Consider the following 21,459-nt stretch of genomic DNA (forward strand, 5'->3'; position numbering starts at 1 on the left):
GTTGCCCACCGCCCTCTTCGTGTTGTCGCCTGGTTCGGCAGACCGAAGGCTCAGCCCTCGATCACCTCGACCATGTGCGGCAGCTTGCGGATCATGCCGCGGACCTCGGGGGTATCCTCGAGCTCCGAAACCTTGTGCATCTTGTTGAGGCCAAGGCCGATCAGCGTCGCGCGCTGATCCTTGGTGCGGCGGATCGGCGAGCCGATCTGCTTGATCTTGATCTTCGCCATGATCGTTTACTCCGTAACGGCCGCAGCGTCCGCCTCGGCGGTCTGCGAACCACCGCGGCCGAGCAGATCGGCGATCTTCTTGCCACGGCGCTGCGCGACCGACTTCGGCGAAGTCTGCTCACCCAGGGCCTCGAACGTGGCGCGGATCATGTTGTACGGGTTGGACGTGCCGACCGACTTGGTCACCACATCGGCCACGCCCAGCGATTCGAAGATCGCGCGCATCGGGCCGCCGGCGATGATGCCGGTACCCTGCGGTGCCGAACGGACGGTCACGCGGCCTGCGCCGAAATGGCCGTTGCCGTCGTGGTGCAGCGTGCGGCCTTCCTTCAGCGGAACGCGAACCATCGCCTTCTTGGCCGAAGCGGTCGCCTTCGAGATGGCTTCCGGCACTTCGCGCGCCTTGCCATGGCCGAAGCCGACACGGCCCTTGCCGTCGCCGACGACGACCAGTGCTGCGAAGCCGAAGCGCTTGCCGCCCTTCACCGTCTTCGAGACGCGGTTGATGTGGACGAGCTTTTCGATCAGCTCCTCGCCGCCATCTTCCTGGCTGCCGCGGCGATCGTCGCGACGACCACGGTTGCCGTCCCGGCCGCCGCGGCCGCGGTTGTCACCGCCGCCGGGGCCGCCACGGCCACGGCCGCCGCGCGGGCCACGGCCCTGCTGCTCGGGGGCCGCCTGGCCGGCGTCCTGCGCCTCGACCGGTGCTTCGGTCGTGTTGATTTCATCGGCCATCTTAGAACTCCAATCCGCTCTCACGCGCGGCATCTGCCAGCGCCTTGACGCGACCATGGTAGAGGAAGCCACCGCGGTCGAAGACGACCTGGGTGATGCCGGCAGCCTTGGCTGCTTCGGCAACGCGCTTGCCCACTTCCTGCGCCGCGGCGATCGTGGCGCCGGTCTGGCCACGCACGTCCTTCTCGAGCGTGGAGGCCGAGGCGACGGTGCGACCCTGGGTATCGTCGATCACCTGGGCATAGATGTGCTTGCCCGAGCGATGGATCGACAGACGAGGACGGCCACCGGCCCGCGCACGCAGCGCGGTACGGTTGCGGCGACGACGCTTTTCGAAAAGCGAAAGACCCTTGGTGCTGATCACTTCTTCTTCCCTTCCTTGCGGAAGATGAATTCGCCATCGTACTTGATGCCCTTGCCCTTATAGGGCTCCGGCTTGCGCCAACGGCGGATTTCCGCGGCCACCTGGCCGACCTTCTGCTTGTCGATGCCCGAGATCTCGACCGTGGTCTGATCCGGCGTCTTGATCTCGATCCCCTCGGGGATGTCGAAGTTGACGTCGTGCGAATAGCCGAGCTGCAGCTTCAGGACCTTGCCCTGCGAGGCAGCGCGGTAGCCCACGCCGGTGATCAGCAGCTTCTTGGTGAAGCCGGTGGTCACGCCGGTGACGAGGTTCTGCACCAGGGTACGCTGCATGCCCCAGAAGGCACGGGCGCGCTTGGTCTCGTTGGCCGGCTGCACCGAAATGCCGCCGTCGGTGAGCTCATACTTGATGTCGTCCGCGAGCGGCATGGAAAGGGTGCCCTTGGGACCCTTTACCGAGATCTGCCCGCCGTCGATGTTCGCGGTCACGCCCGCGGGGACGGGAACCGGCTTCTTACCGATGCGGCTCATCAGAACACCTCCGCCAGCACTTCGCCGCCGACATTCTGTTCGCGCGCTTCCGCGTCGGACAGAACACCGCGAGGCGTCGAGACGATCGTGATGCCGAGGCCATTGCGGATGCGCGGAAGTTCCTGCGCGCCCGAATAGATGCGGCGGCCGGGCTTCGAGATGCGCGCGACGTGCTTGATCGCCGGCTGGCCCTCGAAATACTTCAGCTCGATGCGGATGCCGGCCGCGGGGCCCATCTGCTCTTCGCTGTAACCACGGATATAGCCCTCGCGCTGAAGCACGTCGAGGACGCGGGCACGCAGCTTCGACGCGGGCGTGAGGACGCTGTCCTTGCGCGCACGCTGGCCGTTGCGGATGCGGGTGAGCATATCACCCAGGGGATCGGTCACTGCCATCTTGCGTGTCCTTTACCAGCTCGACTTCGTGACACCCGGGATCAGGCCCTTGTTGGCCAGATCGCGCAGCATGACACGTGCGAGACGGAACTTGCGGTAATAAGCGCGGGGACGACCCGTCAGCTCACACCGGTTGCGAATGCGGGTCGGGTTCCCGTTGCGGGGGATCTCGGCCATCTTGAGCCGTGCGATGAGACGCTCGGTCTCATCCAGGCTGTCGTCGTTCGCAATCGCCTTCAGCTTCGCATACTTGCCGGCATACTTCTTCACCAGCTGCTTGCGACGCTCGTTCTTGTTGATCGAACTCAGTTTCGCCATGACTTAAGTTCTTCCTTCCTTACGCCGCCTGCTTCGCTTCGCCGTCCACTTGCGGGAACGGGAAACCGAAAAGACGGAGAAGCTCGCGAGCCTCGTCATCCGTCTTGGCAGTGGTGGTAACAATCACGTCCATGCCGCGCACCTTGTCGATGCGGTCATAGTTGATCTCGGGGAACACGAGCTGTTCCTTGATGCCGCAGGCATAGTTGCCACGGCCGTCGAACGACTTCGGGTTGAGGCCACGGAAGTCGCGGACGCGGGGAAGCGCGATCGTGATGAAACGGTCGAGGAACTCGTACATGCGTTCGCGGCGCAGGGTAACCTTGCAGCCGATCGGCATGCCTTCACGCAGCTTGAACTGCGCGATCGACTTCTTCGCCTTGGTCACGACGGGCTTCTGGCCGGCGATCAGTTCCATTTCAGAAGCGGCCTGCTCGACCTTCTTCTTGTCCTGGGTGGCTTCGCCAACGCCCATGTTCAGCACGATCTTCTCGATGCGCGGAATTTCCATGACGTTCTTGTAGCCGAACTTCTCGGTCATCGCCTTGACGATGGTCTCGTCATACAGCTTCCGCATCCGCGGCGTGTAGGAATCAGCCATTGATGACCTCCCCGGTCTTGACGGCGACGCGAACCTTCTTGCCGTCGCGGGTTTCGAAGCGGACGCGGGTCGCCTTGCCGTCGGCGGTCACATGCGCAACCTTCGAGACATGCAGCGGCGCTTCGGCGCGCACCAGGCCACCCTGGGGATCGCCCTGGGTCGGCTTCTTATGGCGAACGGCGATGTTCACGCCGGAAACGACGACCTTGTCGTCCTTCGGCAGCGACTTGACGACTTCACCGGTCTTGCCCTTGTCCTTGCCGGACAGGACAACGACCTTGTCGCCCTTCTTGATCTTGGCAGCAGCCATCACAGCACCTCGGGGGCGAGCGAAATGATCTTCATGAAGCCCTTCGAGCGGAGCTCGCGGACCACCGGGCCAAAGATACGGGTGCCGATCGGCTCCTCGTTCTTGTTGACCAGCACAGCGGCGTTGCCGTCGAAACGGATCACCGAACCGTCGGCGCGACGGATGTCCTTCGCCGTACGGACGATCACCGCACGGTGCACGTCGCCCTTCTTCACCTTGCCGCGCGGGGCGGCTTCCTTGATGCTGACGACGATCACGTCGCCCACGCCGGCGAAGCGACGCTTCGACCCGCCCAGCACCTTGATGCACTGCACCCGCTTCGCGCCGCTGTTGTCTGCGACGTCGAGATTGGACTGCATCTGGATCATTGATCCGGTTCCTTCTCGTTTGGCCTGCCGGGACGAGCCCGGTGGTTCCGTTTCTAATGCGTCACCCCGGCCTTAGCGGCCGGGGCACCAAAGCGGCGGCCTATGACCGCAACTCGAGTTCTCCGCAAGAGCGGAGATGACGATTATGCGTCGACCGTGTTCGGCGTCGCGTGGGTATCAACCCGCCCGATCACCTTCCAGGTCTTCAGCTTGGAGATCGGCGCAGTCTCTTCGATGCGCACGGTCTCGCCGGCCTTGTACTCATTCGCCTCGTCATGGGCGTGGTACTTCTTCGAGCGGCGGATGATCTTCCCGTAGAGCGGGTGCTTCACCTTACGCTCCACGAGAACCACCACGGTCTTGTCGCCCTTGTCCGAGACGATGTTCCCGGTCAGCACGCGCTTCGGCATGGTCTCGGTCCTCTTACTTGGCAGTCGAGCGCGAGCGCTCGTTCTGCAGCGTCTTGATACGGGCGATGTCGCGACGCACTTCCCGCACGCGGGTCGGCTTCTCGAGCTGGCTGGTGGCAGCCTGGAAGCGCAGGTTGAACTGCTCGCGCTTCAGGTTGCCCAGCTGCTCGGCGAGCTGGTCGTCGGTGTTGGCCCGAAAATCGGTTGCCTTGGTCATTTCTCTCAGCCCTCCAGGTGCGTCGTGTCGCCGAGGCGCGCGACGACCTTGGTCTTGATCGGCAGCTTCATCGCCGCGCGCTCGAACGCTTCCGCCGCGAGCGGGCCGGGAACGCCGTCCAGCTCGAACAGGATGCGGCCGGGCTTGACGCGGGCGACCCAGAATTCCGGCGAACCCTTACCCGAGCCCATGCGGACTTCGGCAGGCTTCGACGAAACGGGAACGTCCGGGAAGATGCGGATCCAGAGACGACCCTGACGCTTGATGTGACGCGTGATCGCGCGGCGAGCCGCCTCGATCTGGCGCGCGGTGATCCGCTCGGGCTCCATCGCCTTCAGGCCATAGGAGCCGAAGTTGAGCGCCGTACCACCCTTGGCGTCGCCATGGATGCGGCCCTTGAAGGCCTTACGGAACTTGGTGCGCTTCGGTTGCAGCATTGTTCTGTCCTAGTCCTTAGCGGCGATCGTCGCGCGCCGGGCGCACGCCCGAGGTCTGCGCCTCGAGGTTCAGCCGGTCCTGCGCCATCGGATCGTGGCCCAGGATTTCGCCCTTGAAGATCCAGACCTTCACGCCGCACACGCCATAGGCGGTGTGGGCTTCGGCCTCGGCATAGTCGACGTTCGCGCGCAGCGTGTGCAGCGGAACGCGGCCCTCACGGTACCATTCGGTGCGGGCGATCTCCGCGCCGCCCAGACGGCCGGCGCAGGTGATACGAATGCCCTCGGCGCCGAGACGGAGCGCCGACTGCACCGCGCGCTTCATCGCACGACGGAACGCGATACGGCGCTCCAGCTGGTCCGCCACGCCCTGCGCGACGAGCTTCGCATCGACTTCCGGCTTGCGGATCTCGACGATGTTGAGCGAGACGTCGGACGAAGTCATCGCGCCGAGCGTCTTGCGCAGCTTCTCGATGTCCGCGCCCTTCTTGCCGATGATCACGCCGGGGCGTGCCGCGAAGATCGAGATGCGGCACAGCTTGGCCGGACGCTCGATGACCACCTTCGAGATCGCGGCCTGCGGCAGCGTCTTGAGGATGAACTTGCGGATCTTGAGGTCCTCCAGCAGCAGACGGCCATAGTCATGGCCTTCCGCGAACCAGCGGCTGTCCCAGGTGCGGTTGATCTGCAGGCGCAGACCGATGGGATTGCTCTTCTGACCCATTATGCTTCTTCCTGCTCGCGCACGACGATGCGCAGACGGCTGAACGGCTTCAGGATGCGGGTGGACTTGCCACGGCCGCGCGTCGCGAAGCGCTTCATCGTGATCGACTTGCCGACCGAGGCCTCGGCGACGACGAGCGCGTCGACGTCGAGGTTATGGTTGTTCTCGGCATTGGCGATGGCCGAAGCCAGCACCTTGCGGGCGTCGACCGCCATCGCCTTCTTCGAGAAAGCGAGGATGTTCATCGCCTCGGCCGCCGAACGACCGCGGATCAGACCGGCAACCAGGTTCAGCTTCTGCGCCGAACCACGGATCTGCGTGGCGACGGCGAGAGCTTCCTTCTCGCCGACCTTACGGGGGGCTGCCTGCTTGCTCATTAGCGCTTACCCTTCTTGTCGGCGGCGTGGCCGGGGAAGAAGCGGGTCGGCGCGAACTCGCCGAGCTTCATGCCGACCATTTCCTCGTTGACCGAGACGGGGACGAACTTGCGGCCGTTGTAGACGTTGAACGTCAGACCAACGAACTGCGGGAGGATCGTCGAGCGACGCGACCAGGTCTTGATCGGACCAGCGCGCGTGCCCTGATCCTGGGCGGCTTCTGCCTTCTTGAGAAGGTGCAGGTCCACGAACGGACCCTTCCATACGGAGCGAGCCATCTATCAGCCCTTCTTCTTCGCGTGACGCGAACGGATGATCATCTTGTCCGTCGCCTTGTTGTGGCGGGTGCGCGCACCCTTGGTCGGCTTGCCCCACGGGGTAACCGGGTGACGGCCGCCCGAGGTACGGCCTTCACCACCGCCGTGCGGGTGGTCGACCGGGTTCTTCGCGACACCGCGGGTGAGCGGACGCGCACCCTGCCAGCGGCTACGACCGGCCTTGCCGAAGTTCTGGTTCTGGTTGTCGGGGTTCGACACCGCGCCCACCGTCGCCATGCAGGCGGCGTGGATGTAGCGCTGCTCACCCGAGCCCAGACGCACGATCACCATGCCGCGGTCACGACCGACGACCTGGACGTACGCACCGGCCGATCGGGCGATCTGACCGCCCTTGCCCGGCTTCATCTCCACATTGTGGACGATGGTGCCGACCGGCATCTGGCCCAGCTCCATGGCGTTGCCCGGCTTCACGTCGGTCTTCTTGCCCGCGATCACCTTGTCGCCGACAGCGAGACGCTGCGGGGCGATGATGTAGGCCAGACGATCCTTGCCGTCTTCGCCGGCGCCATAGTTGATCAGCGCGATGAAGGCGGTGCGGTTCGGGTCATACTCGATCCGCTCGACAGTGCCTTCGACGTCCCACAGGCGACGCTTGAAATCGACGATGCGATAGCGCTGCTTGTGACCACCGCCGATGCCACGCGAGGTGACATGGCCCTTGTTGTTACGGCCGCCGGTCTTGGTCTTGCCCTCGGTCAGCGCCTTGACGGGGCGTCCCTTGAACAGCTGCGAGCGGTCGATCAGGATCAGGCCGCGGACGCCAGGCGACGTCGGATTGTAATTCTTGAGCGCCATGGTCAGTTGACCCCCTGCGTCACGTCGATCTGCTCACCTTCAGCGAGGGTGACGATCGCCTTCTTCATGTCGGAGCGGCGGTAGGGCGCACCCTTCCACTTCTTCGTCTTGCCCTTCTGGACCAGCGTGTTCACGCCCGTGACCTTCACGTTCCAGATTGCCTCGACAGCGGCCTTGATCTCCGGCTTGGTCGCGTCGCTGGCGACCTTGAAGACCACGGCGTTCGCCTCGGAGACGAGCGTCGACTTCTCGGTGATGTGCGGTGCGACGATCACGTCATAGTGACGGTTGTCGACCGGCTTGGACTGCTTAGCCATTGAAGCGCGCCTCCAGCTTCTCGACGGCAGCGCGGGTCAGGACCAGCGTGTCGCTCTTCAGGATGTCATAGACGTTGGCACCGATCGCCGGCAGCACGTCCACCTGGTGCAGGTTGCCTGCGGCCAGCGCGAACGTCGTCTCGACGGTGTCACCGTCGATCACCAGCGCCTTCTTGCCGAAGCCCAGCTTTTCCAGGTTGCCCGCGAGCACCTTGGTCTTGCCGTTCTCGACGACGAGGCTGTCCATGACGATCAGCGAACCCGCCTTGGCGTGGCTCGACAGCGCCATCTTCAGGCCCAGCGCGCGGATCTTCTTGTTCAGCGACGGATTGAAGTCGCGAACACGAGCGCCGTGCGCCTTACCACCGCCGATGAACACCGGGGCGCGGCGATCGCCGTGACGCGCCGTGCCGCCGCCCTTCTGGCGACCCCACTTCTTGCCCGAACGCGCAACGTCCGCACGCTCACGGGTGCCGCGGGCAGTGCCGCGGCGCTTCTCGAGCTGCCAGGTGACGACGCGGTGCAGGATGTCGGCGCGCGGATCGAGACCGAAGATCTCGTCGTTGAGCTCGATATCGCCCTTCTCGGCGGCGTCGAGGGTTTGAACCTTGACCTTCACTTAGCCCTCCTGGCCTTCGGTGGCTTCCGGAGCGGCCGCTTCGGGCGCTGCGGCGGGAGCCTCGTTGCTGTTCGCGACGGCCTTCAGACCGGCGGGGTACGGCGCTTCGGCGTGACGGGCGACCTTGACGGCGTCCTTCACGATCAGCCAGCCACCCTTCGAGCCCGGAACCGAACCCTTGACGAAGATCAGGCCGCGCTCGGCGTCGGTGCCGACCACTTCCAGATTCTGCTGGGTGCGATTGCGGTCGCCCATGTGGCCGGCCATCTTCTTGTTCTTGAAGACGCGACCCGGATCCTGGCGGTTACCGGTCGAACCGTGCGAACGGTGCGAGACGGAAACGCCGTGGGTGGCGCGCAGACCGCCGAAGCCCCAACGCTTCATGGCGCCGGCGAAACCCTTACCCTGGGTACGGCCCGACACGTCGACCAGCTGGCCTGCGACGAAATGGTCGGCCGAAATCTCGGCGCCCACGTCCAGCAGACCATCTTCCTCGACGCGGAATTCGCAGAGGATCGCCTTCGGCTCGACTTCGGCCTTGCCGAAGTGGCCGCGCTGCGGCTTGGCGACGTTCTTGGCCTTCGCCGTGCCGGCGCCGACCTGAACGGCGACATAGCCATCCTTTTCGGTGGTGCGCTGTGCCACCACCTGGACGCCTTCCAGTGCCAGAACGGTCACCGGCACGTGCCGGCCGTCGTCCTGGAACAGGCGGGTCATCCCCATCTTCTTCGCGATAACGCCAGTGCGCATCGGCCTGTTGCTCCTATTACAGAGGCACCCCCGGGACCATTCCCGCGGGTGCGTGTTCAACCCTGAATGTTTTACTGCGAAGCCCCCGTCCGGGCTGAACCTCCACCTCGCGGTGGAAGAGACGGGGGACGCAGGCCCGGCCACTCGAAAGCCGCCGGCGGTATCCCTTGTCGCTGCGAGCCGGTTCCGGCTCACCACTCCTTGCGTTGGATCGGGGAACGATCCGGTCGAGGAGGATGGCGACTCCATGCAGGGAGTCGCGAATCTCGTGGAAGCGCGGCCTTTACGTCAGCTTCGCTTCCCTGTCCACCGTATAAAGGGTGAACGCCAAAAGCCCCCGCGAAGCGCGGGGGCTGAAAGCCGGCTCAGGCCAGCTTGATCTCGACGTCGACGCCGGCGGCCAGGTCGAGCTTCATCAGCGCGTCCACGGTCTGCGGGGTCGGCTGAACGATGTCGAGCATGCGCTTGTAGGTGCGGGTCTCGAACTGCTCGCGCGACTTCTTATCGATGTGCGGGCCACGGTTGACCGTGAACTTGTCGATATGAGTCGGGAGCGGGATGGGGCCACGGATAAGGGCGCCGGTGCGGCGGGCCGTGTCGGCAATGTCGCCGGCAGCCTGATCGAGCACGCGGTGATCGAACGCCTTGAGGCGAATGCGGATATTCTGCGTTTCCATGGTCCTACCGATGCGAAAGAGCGGGGCAACGCACCCAATGCCACTCCGGCGAAGCCCCGGCCTCCTGCCCTGCCGCTGGATCAGCGATTCGGGAGGCGCCGGTTGGTCCGGAACGGCGGCTGGATGGCCGCCTCTTGCTGTTGAACTCTAAAACCGAAGGGCGCGCCTTTAACGGCCCTTCCATAAAAAGGCAACCGCCCGACACTCTTTTCGAGTGCCGGGCGGAACCTTTTTTCATCACCTGCCGGCCGAGGCCGGCGCGATGCTTACTTGTCGATCGACGCGACCACGCCGGCGCCGACGGTACGACCGCCTTCGCGGATCGTGAAGCGCTGGCCGACGTCCATGGCGATCGGCGCGATGAGCTTGACGCCCAGTGAGATGTTGTCGCCCGGCATCACCATTTCGGTGCCCTCGGGCAGCTCGACGGTGCCGGTCACGTCCGTGGTACGGAAGTAGAACTGCGGACGATAGTTCGCGAAGAACGGCGTGTGACGGCCACCCTCGTCCTTCGACAGGACGTACACTTCCGACTTGAACTCGGTGTGCGGCTTGATCGTGCCCGGCTTCGCCAGAACCTGACCACGCTCCACCTCGTCACGCGCGACGCCGCGCAGCAGCGCACCGACGTTGTCACCGGCCTGGCCCTGGTCGAGCAGCTTGCGGAACATTTCGACGCCGGTCACGACGGTCTTGCGGGTGTCGTGGATGCCGACGATCTCGACTTCTTCACCAACCTTGATGATGCCGGTTTCGACACGGCCGGTCACCACGGTGCCGCGGCCCGAGATCGAGAACACGTCTTCGATCGGCATCATGAACGGCTTGTCGAGGGGACGATCCGGCTCGGGGATCGACTCGTCGCAAGCGGCCATGAGCGCCAGGATGGCGTCCTTGCCGAGCTTGTCGTCGGTACCGTTCAGAGCGGCGGTCGCCGAACCACGGATGATCGGAATGTTGTCGCCGTCGAACTCACGCTTGGAGAGCTCTTCGCGGATTTCCATTTCGACCAACTCGAGGATTTCCTCGTCGTCGACCAGGTCGCACTTGTTGAGGAACACCACCATGGTCGGCACGCCGACCTGACGGGCGAGCAGGATGTGCTCCTTGGTCTGCGGCATCGGACCGTCGGTCGCTGCCACCACCAGGATCGCGCCGTCCATCTGCGCCGCGCCGGTGATCATGTTCTTCACATAGTCGGCGTGACCCGGGCAGTCGACGTGCGCATAGTGACGGGTGTTGGTCTCATACTCGACGTGCGCGGTCGAGATGGTGATGCCGCGCTCGCGCTCTTCCGGCGCCTTGTCGATGTTCGCGAAATCGACCGCAGCGTTGCCCGCAACGTTCTCCGCGAGGATCTTCGTGATCGCAGCCGTCAGCGACGTCTTGCCATGGTCGACGTGACCGATGGTGCCGATGTTGAGGTGCGGTTTGCTCCGATCGAACTTTGCCTTCGCCATTGTCTTCCTACCTTCTGATTCAATTTCCCGTGCCGCCAGGGGACTCGCGAGAACGCGGCCCCATAGCGGCTGTTTTCCGATTACGCCAGCTTTGCCTTCACTTCGTCGGCGACGTTGGCGGGCACTTCATCGTAGTGCGAGAACTGCATCGTGTACTGCGCACGGCCCTGGGTGAACGAGCGGAGCGCGTTCACATAGCCGAACATGTTCGCCAGCGGCACCATGGCAGTGACGGCCTGCGCGTTACCGCGGGTGTCCGTGCCCTGGATCTGGCCACGACGGCTGTTCATGTCGCCGATGACGTCGCCCAGATAGTCTTCCGGGGTGACGACTTCGACCTTCATGATCGGCTCGAGCAGCTTGATGCCGGACTTCTGGGCCGCTTCGCGCATCGCTGCACGGGCGGTGATTTCGAAGGCCAGCGCCGACGAGTCGACGTCGTGGTACGCACCGTCATACAGCAGCACTTCGAAGTCGATGATCGGGAAGCCGACCAGCGAGCCCGTAGCGGCCGTCTCGCGGAAGCCCTTTTCGATCGCGGGGATATATTCCTTCGGAATGTTACCGCCCTTGATCTCGTCCTTGAAGACGATGCCCGAACCACGCTCGCCCGGCGTCAGCTTGACCTTGACGCGACCGAACTGGCCGGTGCCGCCCGACTGCTTCTTGTGCGTGTAGTCGATGTCGACCGGCTTCGCGAGATATTCGCGATACGCCACCTGCGGCGCGCCGACATTCGCCTCGACCTTGAACTCGCGCTTCATGCGGTCGACCAGGATCTCGAGATGGAGCTCGCCCATGCCCTTGATGATGGTCTGGCCGCTCTCCGAGTCGGACGAGACGCGGAACGAGGGGTCCTCGCGGGCAAGACGATTGAGCGCGACGCCCATCTTTTCCTGGTCCGCCTTGGTCTTCGGCTCCACCGACAGCTCGATCACGGGCTCGGGGAATTCCATCCGCTCGAGGATGATCGGAGCGTTCTGCGCGCAGAGCGTGTCACCGGTGGTGGTATCCTTGAGGCCGGCGAGCGCGACGATGTCGCCCGCATAGGCTTCCTGGATGTCCTCACGGCTGTTCGCATGCATCAGCAGCATGCGGCCGACCTTTTCCTTCTTGTCCTTCACCGAGTTCATCACGGTGGTGGCCGCTTCGAGCTTGCCCGAATAGATGCGCGCGAAGGTCAGGGTGCCGACGAACGGGTCGTTCATGATCTTGAACGCCAGCGCCGCGAACGGCTCGGTGTCCGAGGACGGACGCTCGTCCGGCGTCTCGCCGTCGAGCTTCACGCCCTTGATCGCCGGAACGTCGAGCGGGCTCGGCAGATAGTCGATCACGGCGTCGAGCAGGGGCTGCACGCCCTTGTTCTTGAACGCCGAGCCGCAGATCACCGGCACGAACGCCATCTCGAGCGTGCCCTTGCGGATCAGACGCTTGAGGTCGGCGACGCTCGGCTCGTTGCCTTCGAGATAGGCTTCCATCAGCGTGTCGTCGAGCTCGACCGCCATCTCGATCAGGTCGCTGCGATACTTCGCGGCCTTCTCGGCCAGATCGGCCGGGATTTCCTGATATTCGAACTTCGCGCCCAGGCTCTCTTCGAGCCAGATGATCGCGCGGTTCTCGACCAGGTCGACGAGGCCCTTGAAGCCGCCCTCGATGCCGATCGGGAGATACAGCACCGCCGGACGCGCGCCGAGGCGGTCGATGATCGAGTTCACGCAGAAATAGAAATCGGCGCCGGTGCGGTCGAGCTTGTTGATGAAGCACATCCGCGGCACGCCGTACTTGTCGGCCTGGCGCCACACGGTTTCCGACTGCGGCTCAACGCCGGCAACGCCGTCGAAGCACGCAACCGCACCGTCGAGCACGCGCAGCGAACGCTCGACTTCGATGGTGAAGTCGACGTGGCCGGGGGTGTCGATGATGTTGATGCGGTGCTCTTCGCCCTTGCCGTCGGCAGCGCGCCAGAAGCACGTGGTAGCAGCAGACGTGATCGTGATCCCGCGCTCCTGCTCCTGTTCCATCCAGTCCATCGTCGCGGTGCCTTCGTGCACTTCGCCGATCTTGTAGGACTTGCCGGTGTAATAAAGGATGCGCTCGGTCGTGGTCGTCTTACCGGCGTCGATATGGGCCATGATGCCGATGTTGCGGTAACGCTCGAGCGGATGGCTGCGGGCCATGATCGTGGTTTCCTTGAAAATTTGGGGAGCCGGACCGTCCGGCTCCCCAATATGTAGGTAAGAAAGTTACCAGCGGTAGTGGCTGAAGGCGCGGTTCGCTTCCGCCATGCGGTGCGTGTCTTCGCGCTTCTTCACCGCGTTGCCGCGGTTGTTCGCCGCATCCATCAGCTCACCCGAAAGACGGGCGGCCATGGTGTGCTCGCTGCGGTTGCGGGCCGAGGCGATCAGCCAGCGGATCGCCAGCGCCTGGGCGCGCTCCGGGCGCACTTCGACGGGGACCTGGTAGGTCGCACCGCCGACGCGGCGGCTGCGGACCTCGATGCCGGGCTTGATGTTGTTCAGCGCGTCATGGAACACGCCGAGCGGCTCGCGCTTGGCGCGGGTCTCAACGGTTTCAAGCGCACCGTACACGATCGCTTCGGCGACGGACTTCTTGCCGTCCAGCATCACCGAATTCATGAACTTCGAAAGAACCACATCCCCGAACTTCGGGTCGGGCAGGATTTCCCGCTTCTCGGGACGACGACGACGTGCCATCTCAACTTTTCCTTATGATCTTCAGCCGATCCGAAACCTGTTCGGGGCTTACTATGGCCTGATTACTTCGGACGCTTCGCGCCGTACTTCGAACGGCTCTGCTTACGATCCTTGACGCCCTGCGTATCCAGCACGCCGCGAAGGACGTGGTAGCGGACGCCGGGAAGATCGCGCACACGGCCGCCGCGGATGAGCACCACCGAGTGCTCCTGCAGGTTGTGGCCTTCGCCCGGGATGTAGCTGATGACTTCGCGGCTGTTGGTCAGACGGACCTTGGCCACCTTGCGAAGCGCCGAGTTCGGCTTCTTCGGGGTCGTCGTGTACACGCGGGTGCAAACGCCGCGCTTCTGCGGGTTCTGTTCCATCGCAGGGACCTTGCTCTTGGCCTTCTGCGGTTCGCGGCCCTTGCGGACCAGCTGGTTAATCGTCGGCATGAAGCCCTTCACCTTTCAGATGGTTACTTTGCTGGAGCCCTGTTGGACAGAATACGAAAAGGCCCCGGCGGCCTCAGCCCCCCGGGCGATTGCGTCTCCAGCAACGTTCAGCTCTTTGCGCCGCAAGGGGAATCGCCCCACGCGGAACCGGGCGGCCTATATCGATGCGCGCCCTCGCGGTCAACCGCACAGCCGGGCGGCGCGCGCGGTGGCACCGCGCCGCCCGGCTGTGCTAGCCACCGGCAGTGGGATTCGGCAATCACCGAAATGGGGACCATCATGTTCAACGGCAACCGCAATCGCGAAGAACGTACGGCACCGGGCACGGCGCAGACCAATGCCCGGCGTGGTCAATTCTCGGTGCTGGGCGCGGATATCGTCGTCACCGGTGACATCACCGCCACCGCCGATCTGCACATCGATGGGCGGGTGGAAGGCGATGTACGCTGCGGCAGCCTGGTGCAGGGCGCGGAAAGCCAGATTTTCGGGCGAGTCGAAGCCGAGGATGCACGGCTGGCGGGGTTGGTCGAAGGTGCCGTCCATGTCCGCCGGCTGATCATCGAGCGCACCGCCCGGATCACCGGCGACGTCGAATATGAAACGCTCACCGTCGAACAGGGCGGTCATATCGACGGACGCCTCAAGCACCGGGAAGACACGATCGCCGCGGCGGCCGCCGCCGCCCCGCCCCCGCTGCTCCAGGCGGTCGGCGGGGAGACAGCCTGACGGCCGCACCCGGGCGCGATCTACATGCCGCGGATCGCGTCATCATGTTTGGCGATCATGCCCTCGGCCTCGCGGGCGAAAGCACGAAGCGACTCCACGTCGCCCCGCGCGGCATAGCCTCGCACGGCGGCAAGCGCCTGGGCATGTGCGGCCACCTGCTGCGCCTTGTATTCGGTGTCGAACGCGGTGCCGGTCGCGGCCTGCAACGCCTGTAGATGGGCCTGTTGCTCCGCCGTCAGCGCCGGCGCCGGCGTGATCGCCGGGCTTGCCTTGCCGGCGGCAGCCTTCAGCTTGTCGGTGGATTGGGTGTGCGCCGCCACCATTTCCGCGCCGAACGCCTTCAGCCCTGCGCTGGTCGCCTTGGCTTGCGCCAGCTTGCCCGCGGCGATCTCATAGGCATCGCTGGCGGCGACGGTGTCGGCGAAGTCCTGGCCCGTCATCGCCGCAGCGGCCATCGCGTTGCCCGCGCCATCGTTCATCATCGCCCTATCGTCCGCCATGGCGTTGCCGGTGGACATGGACGTCTCCATGCCGTTGTCCACGCCGGGGCTGTCGGTGTTGCCACCACAGGCGCCCAGCGCCAGTAGCGGTGCAATCCCCAGGATCAGCAGTTGCTTGTTCGTCATCGAAACCTCCTCATTCCTGGCACGAAGCAACGCACCTTGCTCGGGCACGTTCCGGAAGAACGCGATTATCTAATTGATTTTAAATAACAAACTATCAAAGGTTAGGGGCAGTGCCGCGCCGGGGCTTGTCGATGGGGCCGGCTTGCCGCTAAGGCGGCCGGCGTAACGGGTGTCCTCCCGACGGAGGATGAAAAGGGAACTCGGTGCCAAGTCCGAGGCTGCCCCCGCAACTGTAACCGGCGAGTCGGCGCGCCTTTCTGCCACTGGGGCTTCCAGCTTCGGGAAGGCGGCGCGCCAGCATGGACCCGGAAGCCAGGAGACCTGCCCGGTACCGTCGATTCCTTCACGCGGGCGGGGTGCACCGGGTGATCGGGGCTGAAACCCCCGTGCGAGCGACACCAAACCATGCGGGGCCGCCGGTCCCCATCCTCGGGTGTCTATACCAGATGCGTTTCTTGCCATTTTCCCTTGCCGCCGCCACGGCGTTCGCACCGATCGCCGCCCATGCCGAGCCCGATGACGCGAAGATCATCGTCGTCGCCAGCGGCGTCGCCCAGCCGGCGGACGAAGTCGGCCGCTCGGTGACGGTGATCGACCGCGCCGAGATCGAGCAGCGCCAAACGGTCGCGCTCTCCGATCTGCTGGCGACCACGCCGGGCGTCACCGTCGCCCGCAACGGCGGGCTCGGCACCGCCACCGCGCTCAGCATCCGCGGCGCGCAGAGCGATCAGACGCTGGTGCTGATCGACGGCATCCGCGTGAGCGACCCCTCCTCCACCGGCGGCGCCTTCAACTTCGCCAGCCTGCTCGCGGGATCGATCGAGCGCGTCGAAGTGCTGCGCGGCCCCAATTCGGTGATCTGGGGCAGCCAGGCGATCGGCGGCGTCGTCAACGTCACCACCCTGCAAGGGGCGCAGGGCCTCTACCTCCGCGCCAATGCGGAGGGCGGCTCGTTCGGCACCTTCAACGGCAATGCGGCGATCGCCGGCGGCAATGACCGGATCACCGCCGGGCTCACCGCGGGCTACCTCACCACGGACGGCATCTCCGCCGCCGCCGACGGCACCGAAGCGGACGGCTATCGCCAGTTCGGCGCCACCGGCAATGTCCAGGTGACGCTGGCCGAAGGCCTCGCGCTCGATCTGCGCGGCTATTATGCCGACGGCAAGGTCGATCTGGACGGCTATGCCCCGCCCGCCTTCACCTTCGGCGATACCCGCGAATATGCCAAGACGCAGGAACTATATGGCTATGCCGGCCTGCGCCACGAAGCGTTCGGCGGCCGGCTGCGCAACCGGATCGGCTTCACCCTCTCCGACATCGATCGCGACGGCTATACTGGCGACGACAGTATCGCCTATCGCTATCGCGGCCGCGCCGAGCGCTACCTCTATCAGGGCGATGCCATGCTGGCCGATCCGCTCCGCATCGTGTTCGGCGCGGAGCATGAGCAAAGCCGCATCCGCTATGACGAAGGCTTTGGCAGCACCGGCCGCTATTCGGCTGGGATCACCAGCGTCTATGGCCAGGCGATCGTCACGCCGATCGCGCCGGTGACGGTAACGGCCGGCGTCCGCAACGACGATCACAGCCGCTTCGGCAATCACTGGACCTGGAACGCCGATCTCGCGGTGCGCGCCACCGCCGATACGCTGCTTCACGCCAGCTATGGCGAAGGCTTCAAGGCGCCGACGCTCTACCAGCTCTACAGCGCCTATGGGTTCCAGGACCTCCAGCCGGAAACCGCCAGGAGCTACGAAGCCGGCGTGCGCCAGTCGCTGGCGGGCGGCAAGGTCGCGCTGGGCGCCACCTGGTTCCACCGCGATGCCGACAACCAGATCGATTTCAACTTCGCCACGTCGAGCTATTTCAACCTCAACAAGACGCGCGCGGAAGGCATCGAGCTCGAAGCCGTGCTCCGGCCGGTCGCGGCATTCACGGTGCGGGGCAACGTCACCCATGTCACCGCCGAGAACCGCACCGCCGGCAGCATCGGCAAGGATCTGCCCCGCCGCCCGCGCGATACCGCCAGCGTCTCGGCCGACTATCGCTTCCCCTTCGGCCTGTCGCTCGGCGGCACGGTGACGATGGTGGGCGACAGCTTCAACGATGCCGGCAACGCCACCCGCATCGATGGCTATGCCCTTGCCGGCGTGCGGGCGGAAATGCCGGTCACGAAAATGCTGTCCGTCTATGGCCGCGTCGATAATATCGGCGACGTGCGCTATCAGCAGATCACCGGCTACGGCACCTATGGCCGCGCTGCCTATGGCGGCGTGCGGGTGCGCTTCCAGTGAGAGCCGGCGCCGCGCTGCTCGCCTGTCTGTGGCTGGCCAGCTGCGCGGCGCCGCCGCCCCCTGCCGGCGGGGGTATCGTGTCGATGAACCCCTGCGCCGATGCCATGCTGCTGGCGCTGGTGCCGCCGGCACGCATCGCCGCGATCAGCCATTATTCGCAAAGGCCTGATTCCACCTCGATCCCGCTCGATGTCGCCCGGCGCTTCCGCGGCACCAGCGGCACGGCGGAGGAAGTGATCGGGATGAAGCCCGATCTGGTGATCGCCAGCAGCTTCACGCCGCCCTCCACCCGCGAAGCCTTTGCCCGGGCCCGGCTGAACGCGCTCTACCTCGACATTCCCGCCTCGATCGATGCCAGCAAGGCGCAGGTGACCGCGCTCGCCGCCGCGGTCGGCGCCCCGGCCAGGGGCGCCGCCCTCAACGCCCGGATCGACGCCGCCATCGCCGCTACCGGCTGGCGCGGCCCGAAGGCTTCCGCCCTGCTCTGGATCGGCGGCAACCTCGTCAACGGCAGCCAGACGCTGCTCGACGACATGATGGTCCGCACCGGCTTCGCCAACCAGGCGGCGCATTACGGCCTCGCCCATACCGGCCAGCTGCCGATGGAGCAGGTGATCGCCGATCCGCCGCGGGTGATGCTCGTGCCCGAAGGCGCCGGCCATGACAGCGATTCGCGCGCCGCCGCCCTGCGCCAACGCGCCATCGCCGAAACCGGCCTGCCGGTGCTGCAGGCCCAATTCCCACGCCATCTGGTCAATTGCGGTGGTCCGGTTATTCCCGCGGCGATGACTCGCCTCGCCGCCCTCCGCCGGAGCGTTCGATGAACCGCCTCGCCCTCAATCTCGGCCTGGCGCTGCTCGTCGCCCTGCTGTTCGCCGGATCGCTGATGGCCGGCAAGTTCTGGGTGCCCCCCGCCGCCTGGTTCAGCCAGGATCCGCGCTGGTGGATCATCGCCGAGTTGCGCCTGCCCCGCGCACTGCTGGGCCTCGCCATCGGCGCCGCCCTGGGGCTTTCGGGCGCCGTGCTGCAGGGGTTCCTGCGCAATCCGCTCGCCGATCCGGCGGTGGTCGGCGTCTCGTCCAGCGCCGCACTGGGGGCGGTTGCCAGCATCGTGCTGCTCGGCAGCACCGCGCCGCTCGTGCTGTTCGGCTGCGCCATGGCGGCGGCGTGCGGATCGATGCTGCTGCTCGCCGGGCTCGCCTGGCGGGCGGAAAGCGCCGTCGCCTTCATCCTGGCCGGCACCGTACTCGCCAGCCTGGGCGCGGCGCTCACCAGCTTCCTCATCTCGATCGCCCCCAACCCCTATGCCACCGCCGAGATTCTCGACTGGATCATGGGCGCGCTCACCGATCGCAGCTATGCCGAAGTCCAGCTCGCGCTGCCGTTCATCGTGGCAGGCTGCGCGCTGCTGCTGCTCACCGGCCGTGCGCTCGATGCGCTGACCCTGGGCGAAGCCGCCGCGCGATCGATGGGAGTACGGCTGGAGCGCACCCAATTGCTCGTCGTGCTCGGCACCGGCCTCGCGGTCGGCGCCAGCGTGGCGGTAAGCGGGGTGGTCGGCTTTGTCGGCCTGATCGTGCCGCATCTGCTGCGCCCGCTGACCGGCGCACGCCCATCTGCGCTGCTGCTGCCCAGCGCCTTGGGCGGCGCGGCGCTGGTACTGGCGGCGGACAGCCTCGTGCGCCTTTCCCCCGGCGCGGGCGAGATCCGCCTCGGCATCGCGATGGCGCTGCTCGGCACGCCCTTCTTCTTCGCGCTGCTCCTCAAACTCCGGCGGTCGACATGGAACTGAGCGTCACCGATCTCGCCGTCAGCCTCGGCAAGCGCCGGGTGCTGCACGGGCTGGATGCGGCGCTGCGGCCCGGCAAGGTCACGGCGATCCTCGGCCCCAACGGCTCGGGCAAGTCCACCCTGGTCCGCACACTGGCCGGGCTGCTCGATCCCGATGCCGGCCAGGTGAAGCTGGGCGGCAGGCTGCTTGCGCGGCTGGAGCCGCGCGAGCGCGCCCGCCGCATCGGCTATCTGCCGCAGGACGCGACGGTGCACTGGGATCTGCGCGTCGCCGATCTGGTCGCGCTCGGCCGGCTGCCGCACCGCGCGCCCTTTGCCGGTCTTTCGGCCGAGGATCGCGCCGCGATCGATGCCGCGATCGATGCCACCGCGATCGGGCCTCTCGCCGATCGGCTCGTTACCCAGCTTTCCGGCGGCGAGCGCGCCCGGGTGCTGCTCGCGCGGGTGCTGGCCGGGCAGCCGCAATGGCTGCTGGCGGATGAGCCGCTGGCCAGCCTCGATCCGGTCCACCAGCTCGATCTGCTCGATCGCCTGCGTGCGCTGGCGGCCGGCGGCATGGGCGTGGTGATCGTGCTGCACGATCTCGTCCAGGCCGCGCGCGCGGCCGACGACGTGCTGCTGCTCCGCGACGGGCGTACGGTCACCTTCGGTCCGGCCGCCACCGCCCTCGCCCACCAGCCGCTGCGCGATGCGTTCGGCGTGGAAGTGATGGTGATCGGCGACGATCAGGGCCGGTTGCTGCCGGTGCCGATCGGTCGGGTAAAGGAATAGCGCCCAATTGCCAGCGCCCGGCGCTGCGCCTAGCATCCTGCCCCAACACGGGGGAGGATGCACATGATCGTTCGATCGATGGCGGTTGCGATCGGCCTGTTGCTGGCGACCGGCGTACCGGCGGCGGCCCAGCAGCAAAGCCGCAAGATCGAGGTTCCGGCCGACAAGAAGTGGCAGCACGCCGCCACCGGCCTGATCGTGCCGACGGCTCTTGCCGGTTTGCCCCGCAACGAGATCACCGATGCCAGCGACCGCGAAATCGACGTCTCGCTCCAGTTCGGCGACAGCAATACCACCCACGCCACCATCTTCCTCTTCCGCCCGGCGCTGATGGACGTGCCGGTCTGGTTCGATCGGGTGGAGACCCAGGTGCTCAAGGGCGACACATTCGGTGCCGCGGAACCGATCGGCACGCCATCGGGCTTCGCGCTGCCGGGCGGCACCGCAACCAGCGCGCTGCGCCGCGTGTATCAACCGGCACATCCGCCGTTCCGCGCCACCGGCGTCGCGGTGCTGCCGCTCGGGCAATGGCTGGTGGTGGTGCGGCTCAGCTCCGCGGTGCTTTCCCCTGCGGAACTGGACACCAAGCTCTCGACCGTGGTCGCCGAACTGGGCTGGCCGGCCCGCAAGCCGAATGTGCCGGAAGCGCCGGCAGCCGCCCCGGTCCAGCCTTGCGCGACGCCGCTACGCTACGACCCGAAAGCGAAGATGAAGAAGCCGGACATGGCAGCGGGCCTGCTCGGCGCAACGCTGGCGATGATGGCGTCCAAGCCACCGGAAGACGGCAAGAAGGAAGAAGAATCGGCGCCTGCCACATTCTGCCGCGACGGCGAAGGCAGCACGGAACTGGGCGTGTACCGCGCGCTGCCGGCGGACAGCTTTGCCTACACCATCGCCATCGCCGATGCGGGTAATACGATCTCGGTCTATCCCGATCTGCTCTCCGACGCGAAAAAGCCCGGCTATGCGGTGACGCTCAACACGCTCGAGCGCGCCTATGTCTTTCCGGCATTCGATCGGCTTCCCGAGCCGGTCAAGGTGATGGACGCGCTGACGAAGACCAGGCCGATTTCCTCCACCGGGCGCGACGGCAACGAAATCTCCATCCAGGCGCAATAACCGGGGCAG

General features: G+C 65.8%; 31 protein-coding genes and 1 riboswitch. Of the genes, 6 read left to right on the top strand and 25 right to left on the bottom strand.

Annotation, left to right across the window (positions count from 1 at the left end; all coding sequences use genetic code 11):
• Positions 1-50 precede the first annotated feature (50 nt).
• The 24 genes from rpmD to rpsL all read right to left on the bottom strand — a co-directional run bounded on the left by rpmD (position 51) and on the right by rpsL (position 14,120).
• Positions 51-230, bottom strand: a complete 180-nt coding sequence (rpmD, locus tag DD559_RS10695) for a 50S ribosomal protein L30 (protein WP_010545738.1) — start codon at positions 228-230, stop codon at positions 51-53.
• A 6-nt stretch (positions 231-236) separates the two neighbouring features.
• The gene (gene rpsE, locus DD559_RS10700) at positions 237-965 is read right to left on the bottom strand and encodes a 30S ribosomal protein S5 (protein WP_116469160.1); all 729 of its coding nucleotides are present in this window, start codon (positions 963-965) and stop codon (positions 237-239) included.
• A 1-nt stretch (position 966) separates the two neighbouring features.
• Positions 967-1,326, bottom strand: a complete 360-nt coding sequence (gene rplR / locus DD559_RS10705) for a 50S ribosomal protein L18 (RefSeq protein WP_026009165.1) — start codon at positions 1,324-1,326, stop codon at positions 967-969.
• The gene (gene rplF / locus DD559_RS10710; RefSeq protein ID WP_116469161.1) at positions 1,326-1,859 is read right to left on the bottom strand and encodes a 50S ribosomal protein L6; all 534 of its coding nucleotides are present in this window, start codon (positions 1,857-1,859) and stop codon (positions 1,326-1,328) included. The genes rplR and rplF overlap by 1 nt, the downstream gene beginning before the upstream one ends.
• Positions 1,859-2,254 carry a 30S ribosomal protein S8 gene (gene rpsH, locus DD559_RS10715; protein ID WP_019369685.1) on the bottom strand — a complete coding sequence of 132 codons (396 nt, stop codon included), beginning with the start codon at positions 2,252-2,254 and terminating at the stop codon, positions 1,859-1,861. The genes rplF and rpsH overlap by 1 nt, the downstream gene beginning before the upstream one ends.
• A 12-nt stretch (positions 2,255-2,266) precedes the next feature.
• Entirely contained in the window at positions 2,267-2,572 is a 306-nt protein-coding gene (rpsN, locus tag DD559_RS10720) for a 30S ribosomal protein S14 (protein ID WP_116469162.1), read from the bottom strand.
• A gap of 19 nt (positions 2,573-2,591) precedes the next feature.
• The gene (rplE, locus tag DD559_RS10725) at positions 2,592-3,173 is read right to left on the bottom strand and encodes a 50S ribosomal protein L5 (RefSeq protein WP_116469163.1); all 582 of its coding nucleotides are present in this window, start codon (positions 3,171-3,173) and stop codon (positions 2,592-2,594) included.
• Positions 3,166-3,483 (bottom strand): 50S ribosomal protein L24, encoded by a 318-nt coding sequence (gene rplX / locus DD559_RS10730; RefSeq protein WP_116469164.1) that lies wholly within the window; start codon positions 3,481-3,483, stop codon positions 3,166-3,168. Before rplX ends, rplE begins: the two co-directional genes overlap by 8 nt.
• A complete protein-coding gene (rplN, locus tag DD559_RS10735; RefSeq protein WP_019369682.1) occupies positions 3,483-3,851 on the bottom strand; it encodes a 50S ribosomal protein L14 in 369 nt (122 codons plus the stop codon). The genes rplX and rplN overlap by 1 nt, the downstream gene beginning before the upstream one ends.
• 143 nt (positions 3,852-3,994) lie before the next feature.
• Entirely contained in the window at positions 3,995-4,261 is a 267-nt protein-coding gene (rpsQ, locus tag DD559_RS10740) for a 30S ribosomal protein S17 (RefSeq protein ID WP_010545729.1), read from the bottom strand.
• Between the two features lie 13 nt (positions 4,262-4,274).
• Complete coding sequence (gene rpmC / locus DD559_RS10745; protein ID WP_010545728.1) at positions 4,275-4,478, bottom strand: 50S ribosomal protein L29; 204 nt, start codon at positions 4,476-4,478, stop codon at positions 4,275-4,277.
• 5 nt (positions 4,479-4,483) lie between these two features.
• On the bottom strand, positions 4,484-4,915 hold the full coding sequence (rplP, locus tag DD559_RS10750) for a 50S ribosomal protein L16 (protein ID WP_064313338.1): 432 nt from the start codon (positions 4,913-4,915) through the stop codon (positions 4,484-4,486).
• A 16-nt stretch (positions 4,916-4,931) separates the two neighbouring features.
• Positions 4,932-5,639, bottom strand: coding sequence for a 30S ribosomal protein S3 (gene rpsC / locus DD559_RS10755; RefSeq protein ID WP_116469165.1), 708 nt, complete (start codon positions 5,637-5,639; stop codon positions 4,932-4,934).
• On the bottom strand, positions 5,639-6,016 hold the full coding sequence (rplV, locus tag DD559_RS10760) for a 50S ribosomal protein L22 (RefSeq protein WP_116469166.1): 378 nt from the start codon (positions 6,014-6,016) through the stop codon (positions 5,639-5,641). Before rplV ends, rpsC begins: the two co-directional genes overlap by 1 nt.
• Positions 6,016-6,294 (bottom strand): 30S ribosomal protein S19, encoded by a 279-nt coding sequence (gene rpsS / locus DD559_RS10765; protein ID WP_010545724.1) that lies wholly within the window; start codon positions 6,292-6,294, stop codon positions 6,016-6,018. Before rpsS ends, rplV begins: the two co-directional genes overlap by 1 nt.
• A 3-nt stretch (positions 6,295-6,297) precedes the next feature.
• Positions 6,298-7,149, bottom strand: coding sequence for a 50S ribosomal protein L2 (rplB, locus tag DD559_RS10770; RefSeq protein WP_116469167.1), 852 nt, complete (start codon positions 7,147-7,149; stop codon positions 6,298-6,300).
• Positions 7,150-7,151: 2 nt separating this feature from the next.
• Positions 7,152-7,466: a 50S ribosomal protein L23 gene (locus tag DD559_RS10775; RefSeq protein ID WP_019369675.1), complete on the bottom strand. Its 315-nt coding sequence runs from the start codon at positions 7,464-7,466 to the stop codon at positions 7,152-7,154.
• Positions 7,459-8,085 carry a 50S ribosomal protein L4 gene (gene rplD, locus DD559_RS10780; RefSeq protein WP_116469168.1) on the bottom strand — a complete coding sequence of 209 codons (627 nt, stop codon included), beginning with the start codon at positions 8,083-8,085 and terminating at the stop codon, positions 7,459-7,461. Before rplD ends, DD559_RS10775 begins: the two co-directional genes overlap by 8 nt.
• Positions 8,086-8,835 (bottom strand): 50S ribosomal protein L3, encoded by a 750-nt coding sequence (gene rplC / locus DD559_RS10785; protein ID WP_116469169.1) that lies wholly within the window; start codon positions 8,833-8,835, stop codon positions 8,086-8,088.
• 365 nt (positions 8,836-9,200) lie between these two features.
• Positions 9,201-9,512: a 30S ribosomal protein S10 gene (rpsJ, locus tag DD559_RS10790; RefSeq protein WP_010545719.1), complete on the bottom strand. Its 312-nt coding sequence runs from the start codon at positions 9,510-9,512 to the stop codon at positions 9,201-9,203.
• A gap of 266 nt (positions 9,513-9,778) precedes the next feature.
• Positions 9,779-10,972 carry an elongation factor Tu gene (tuf, locus tag DD559_RS10795; protein ID WP_116469170.1) on the bottom strand — a complete coding sequence of 398 codons (1,194 nt, stop codon included), beginning with the start codon at positions 10,970-10,972 and terminating at the stop codon, positions 9,779-9,781.
• An 80-nt stretch (positions 10,973-11,052) separates the two neighbouring features.
• Positions 11,053-13,149, bottom strand: a complete 2,097-nt coding sequence (gene fusA, locus DD559_RS10800; RefSeq protein ID WP_116469171.1) for an elongation factor G — start codon at positions 13,147-13,149, stop codon at positions 11,053-11,055.
• 66 nt (positions 13,150-13,215) lie between these two features.
• A complete protein-coding gene (gene rpsG, locus DD559_RS10805) occupies positions 13,216-13,686 on the bottom strand; it encodes a 30S ribosomal protein S7 (protein WP_019369670.1) in 471 nt (156 codons plus the stop codon).
• Between the two features lie 62 nt (positions 13,687-13,748).
• Positions 13,749-14,120, bottom strand: coding sequence for a 30S ribosomal protein S12 (rpsL, locus tag DD559_RS10810; RefSeq protein WP_010545715.1), 372 nt, complete (start codon positions 14,118-14,120; stop codon positions 13,749-13,751).
• A 267-nt stretch (positions 14,121-14,387) separates the two neighbouring features.
• Between rpsL and DD559_RS10815 the strand changes: the two genes are divergently transcribed.
• Entirely contained in the window at positions 14,388-14,846 is a 459-nt protein-coding gene (locus tag DD559_RS10815; RefSeq protein WP_368389685.1) for a bactofilin family protein, read from the top strand.
• Between the two features lie 20 nt (positions 14,847-14,866).
• On the opposite strand, the gene DD559_RS10820 is transcribed toward DD559_RS10815, so the two are convergent.
• Positions 14,867-15,472 carry a DUF4142 domain-containing protein gene (locus tag DD559_RS10820; RefSeq protein WP_116469172.1) on the bottom strand — a complete coding sequence of 202 codons (606 nt, stop codon included), beginning with the start codon at positions 15,470-15,472 and terminating at the stop codon, positions 14,867-14,869.
• Positions 15,473-15,622: 150 nt separating this feature from the next.
• Positions 15,623-15,816, top strand: a riboswitch (cobalamin riboswitch).
• 102 nt (positions 15,817-15,918) lie between these two features.
• On the opposite strand from DD559_RS10820, the gene DD559_RS10825 reads away from it, so the two are divergent.
• From DD559_RS10825 to DD559_RS10845, 5 genes are all read left to right on the top strand, one after another.
• Positions 15,919-17,769 carry a TonB-dependent receptor plug domain-containing protein gene (locus DD559_RS10825; protein ID WP_116469173.1) on the top strand — a complete coding sequence of 617 codons (1,851 nt, stop codon included), beginning with the start codon at positions 15,919-15,921 and terminating at the stop codon, positions 17,767-17,769.
• Positions 17,766-18,593 (top strand): ABC transporter substrate-binding protein, encoded by an 828-nt coding sequence (locus DD559_RS10830; RefSeq protein WP_116469174.1) that lies wholly within the window; start codon positions 17,766-17,768, stop codon positions 18,591-18,593. The genes DD559_RS10825 and DD559_RS10830 overlap by 4 nt, the downstream gene beginning before the upstream one ends.
• Positions 18,590-19,561 carry a FecCD family ABC transporter permease gene (locus tag DD559_RS10835; RefSeq protein ID WP_116469175.1) on the top strand — a complete coding sequence of 324 codons (972 nt, stop codon included), beginning with the start codon at positions 18,590-18,592 and terminating at the stop codon, positions 19,559-19,561. The genes DD559_RS10830 and DD559_RS10835 overlap by 4 nt, the downstream gene beginning before the upstream one ends.
• A complete protein-coding gene (locus DD559_RS10840) occupies positions 19,552-20,331 on the top strand; it encodes an ABC transporter ATP-binding protein (RefSeq protein WP_116469176.1) in 780 nt (259 codons plus the stop codon). The genes DD559_RS10835 and DD559_RS10840 overlap by 10 nt, the downstream gene beginning before the upstream one ends.
• Positions 20,332-20,394: 63 nt before the next feature.
• Entirely contained in the window at positions 20,395-21,450 is a 1,056-nt protein-coding gene (locus tag DD559_RS10845) for a hypothetical protein (protein WP_116469177.1), read from the top strand.
• The last annotated feature ends 9 nt before the right edge of the window (positions 21,451-21,459 follow it).

The sequence above is a fragment of the Sphingomonas pokkalii genome (assembly GCF_003096275.1).
Classification (GTDB): domain Bacteria; phylum Pseudomonadota; class Alphaproteobacteria; order Sphingomonadales; family Sphingomonadaceae; genus Sphingomonas; species Sphingomonas pokkalii.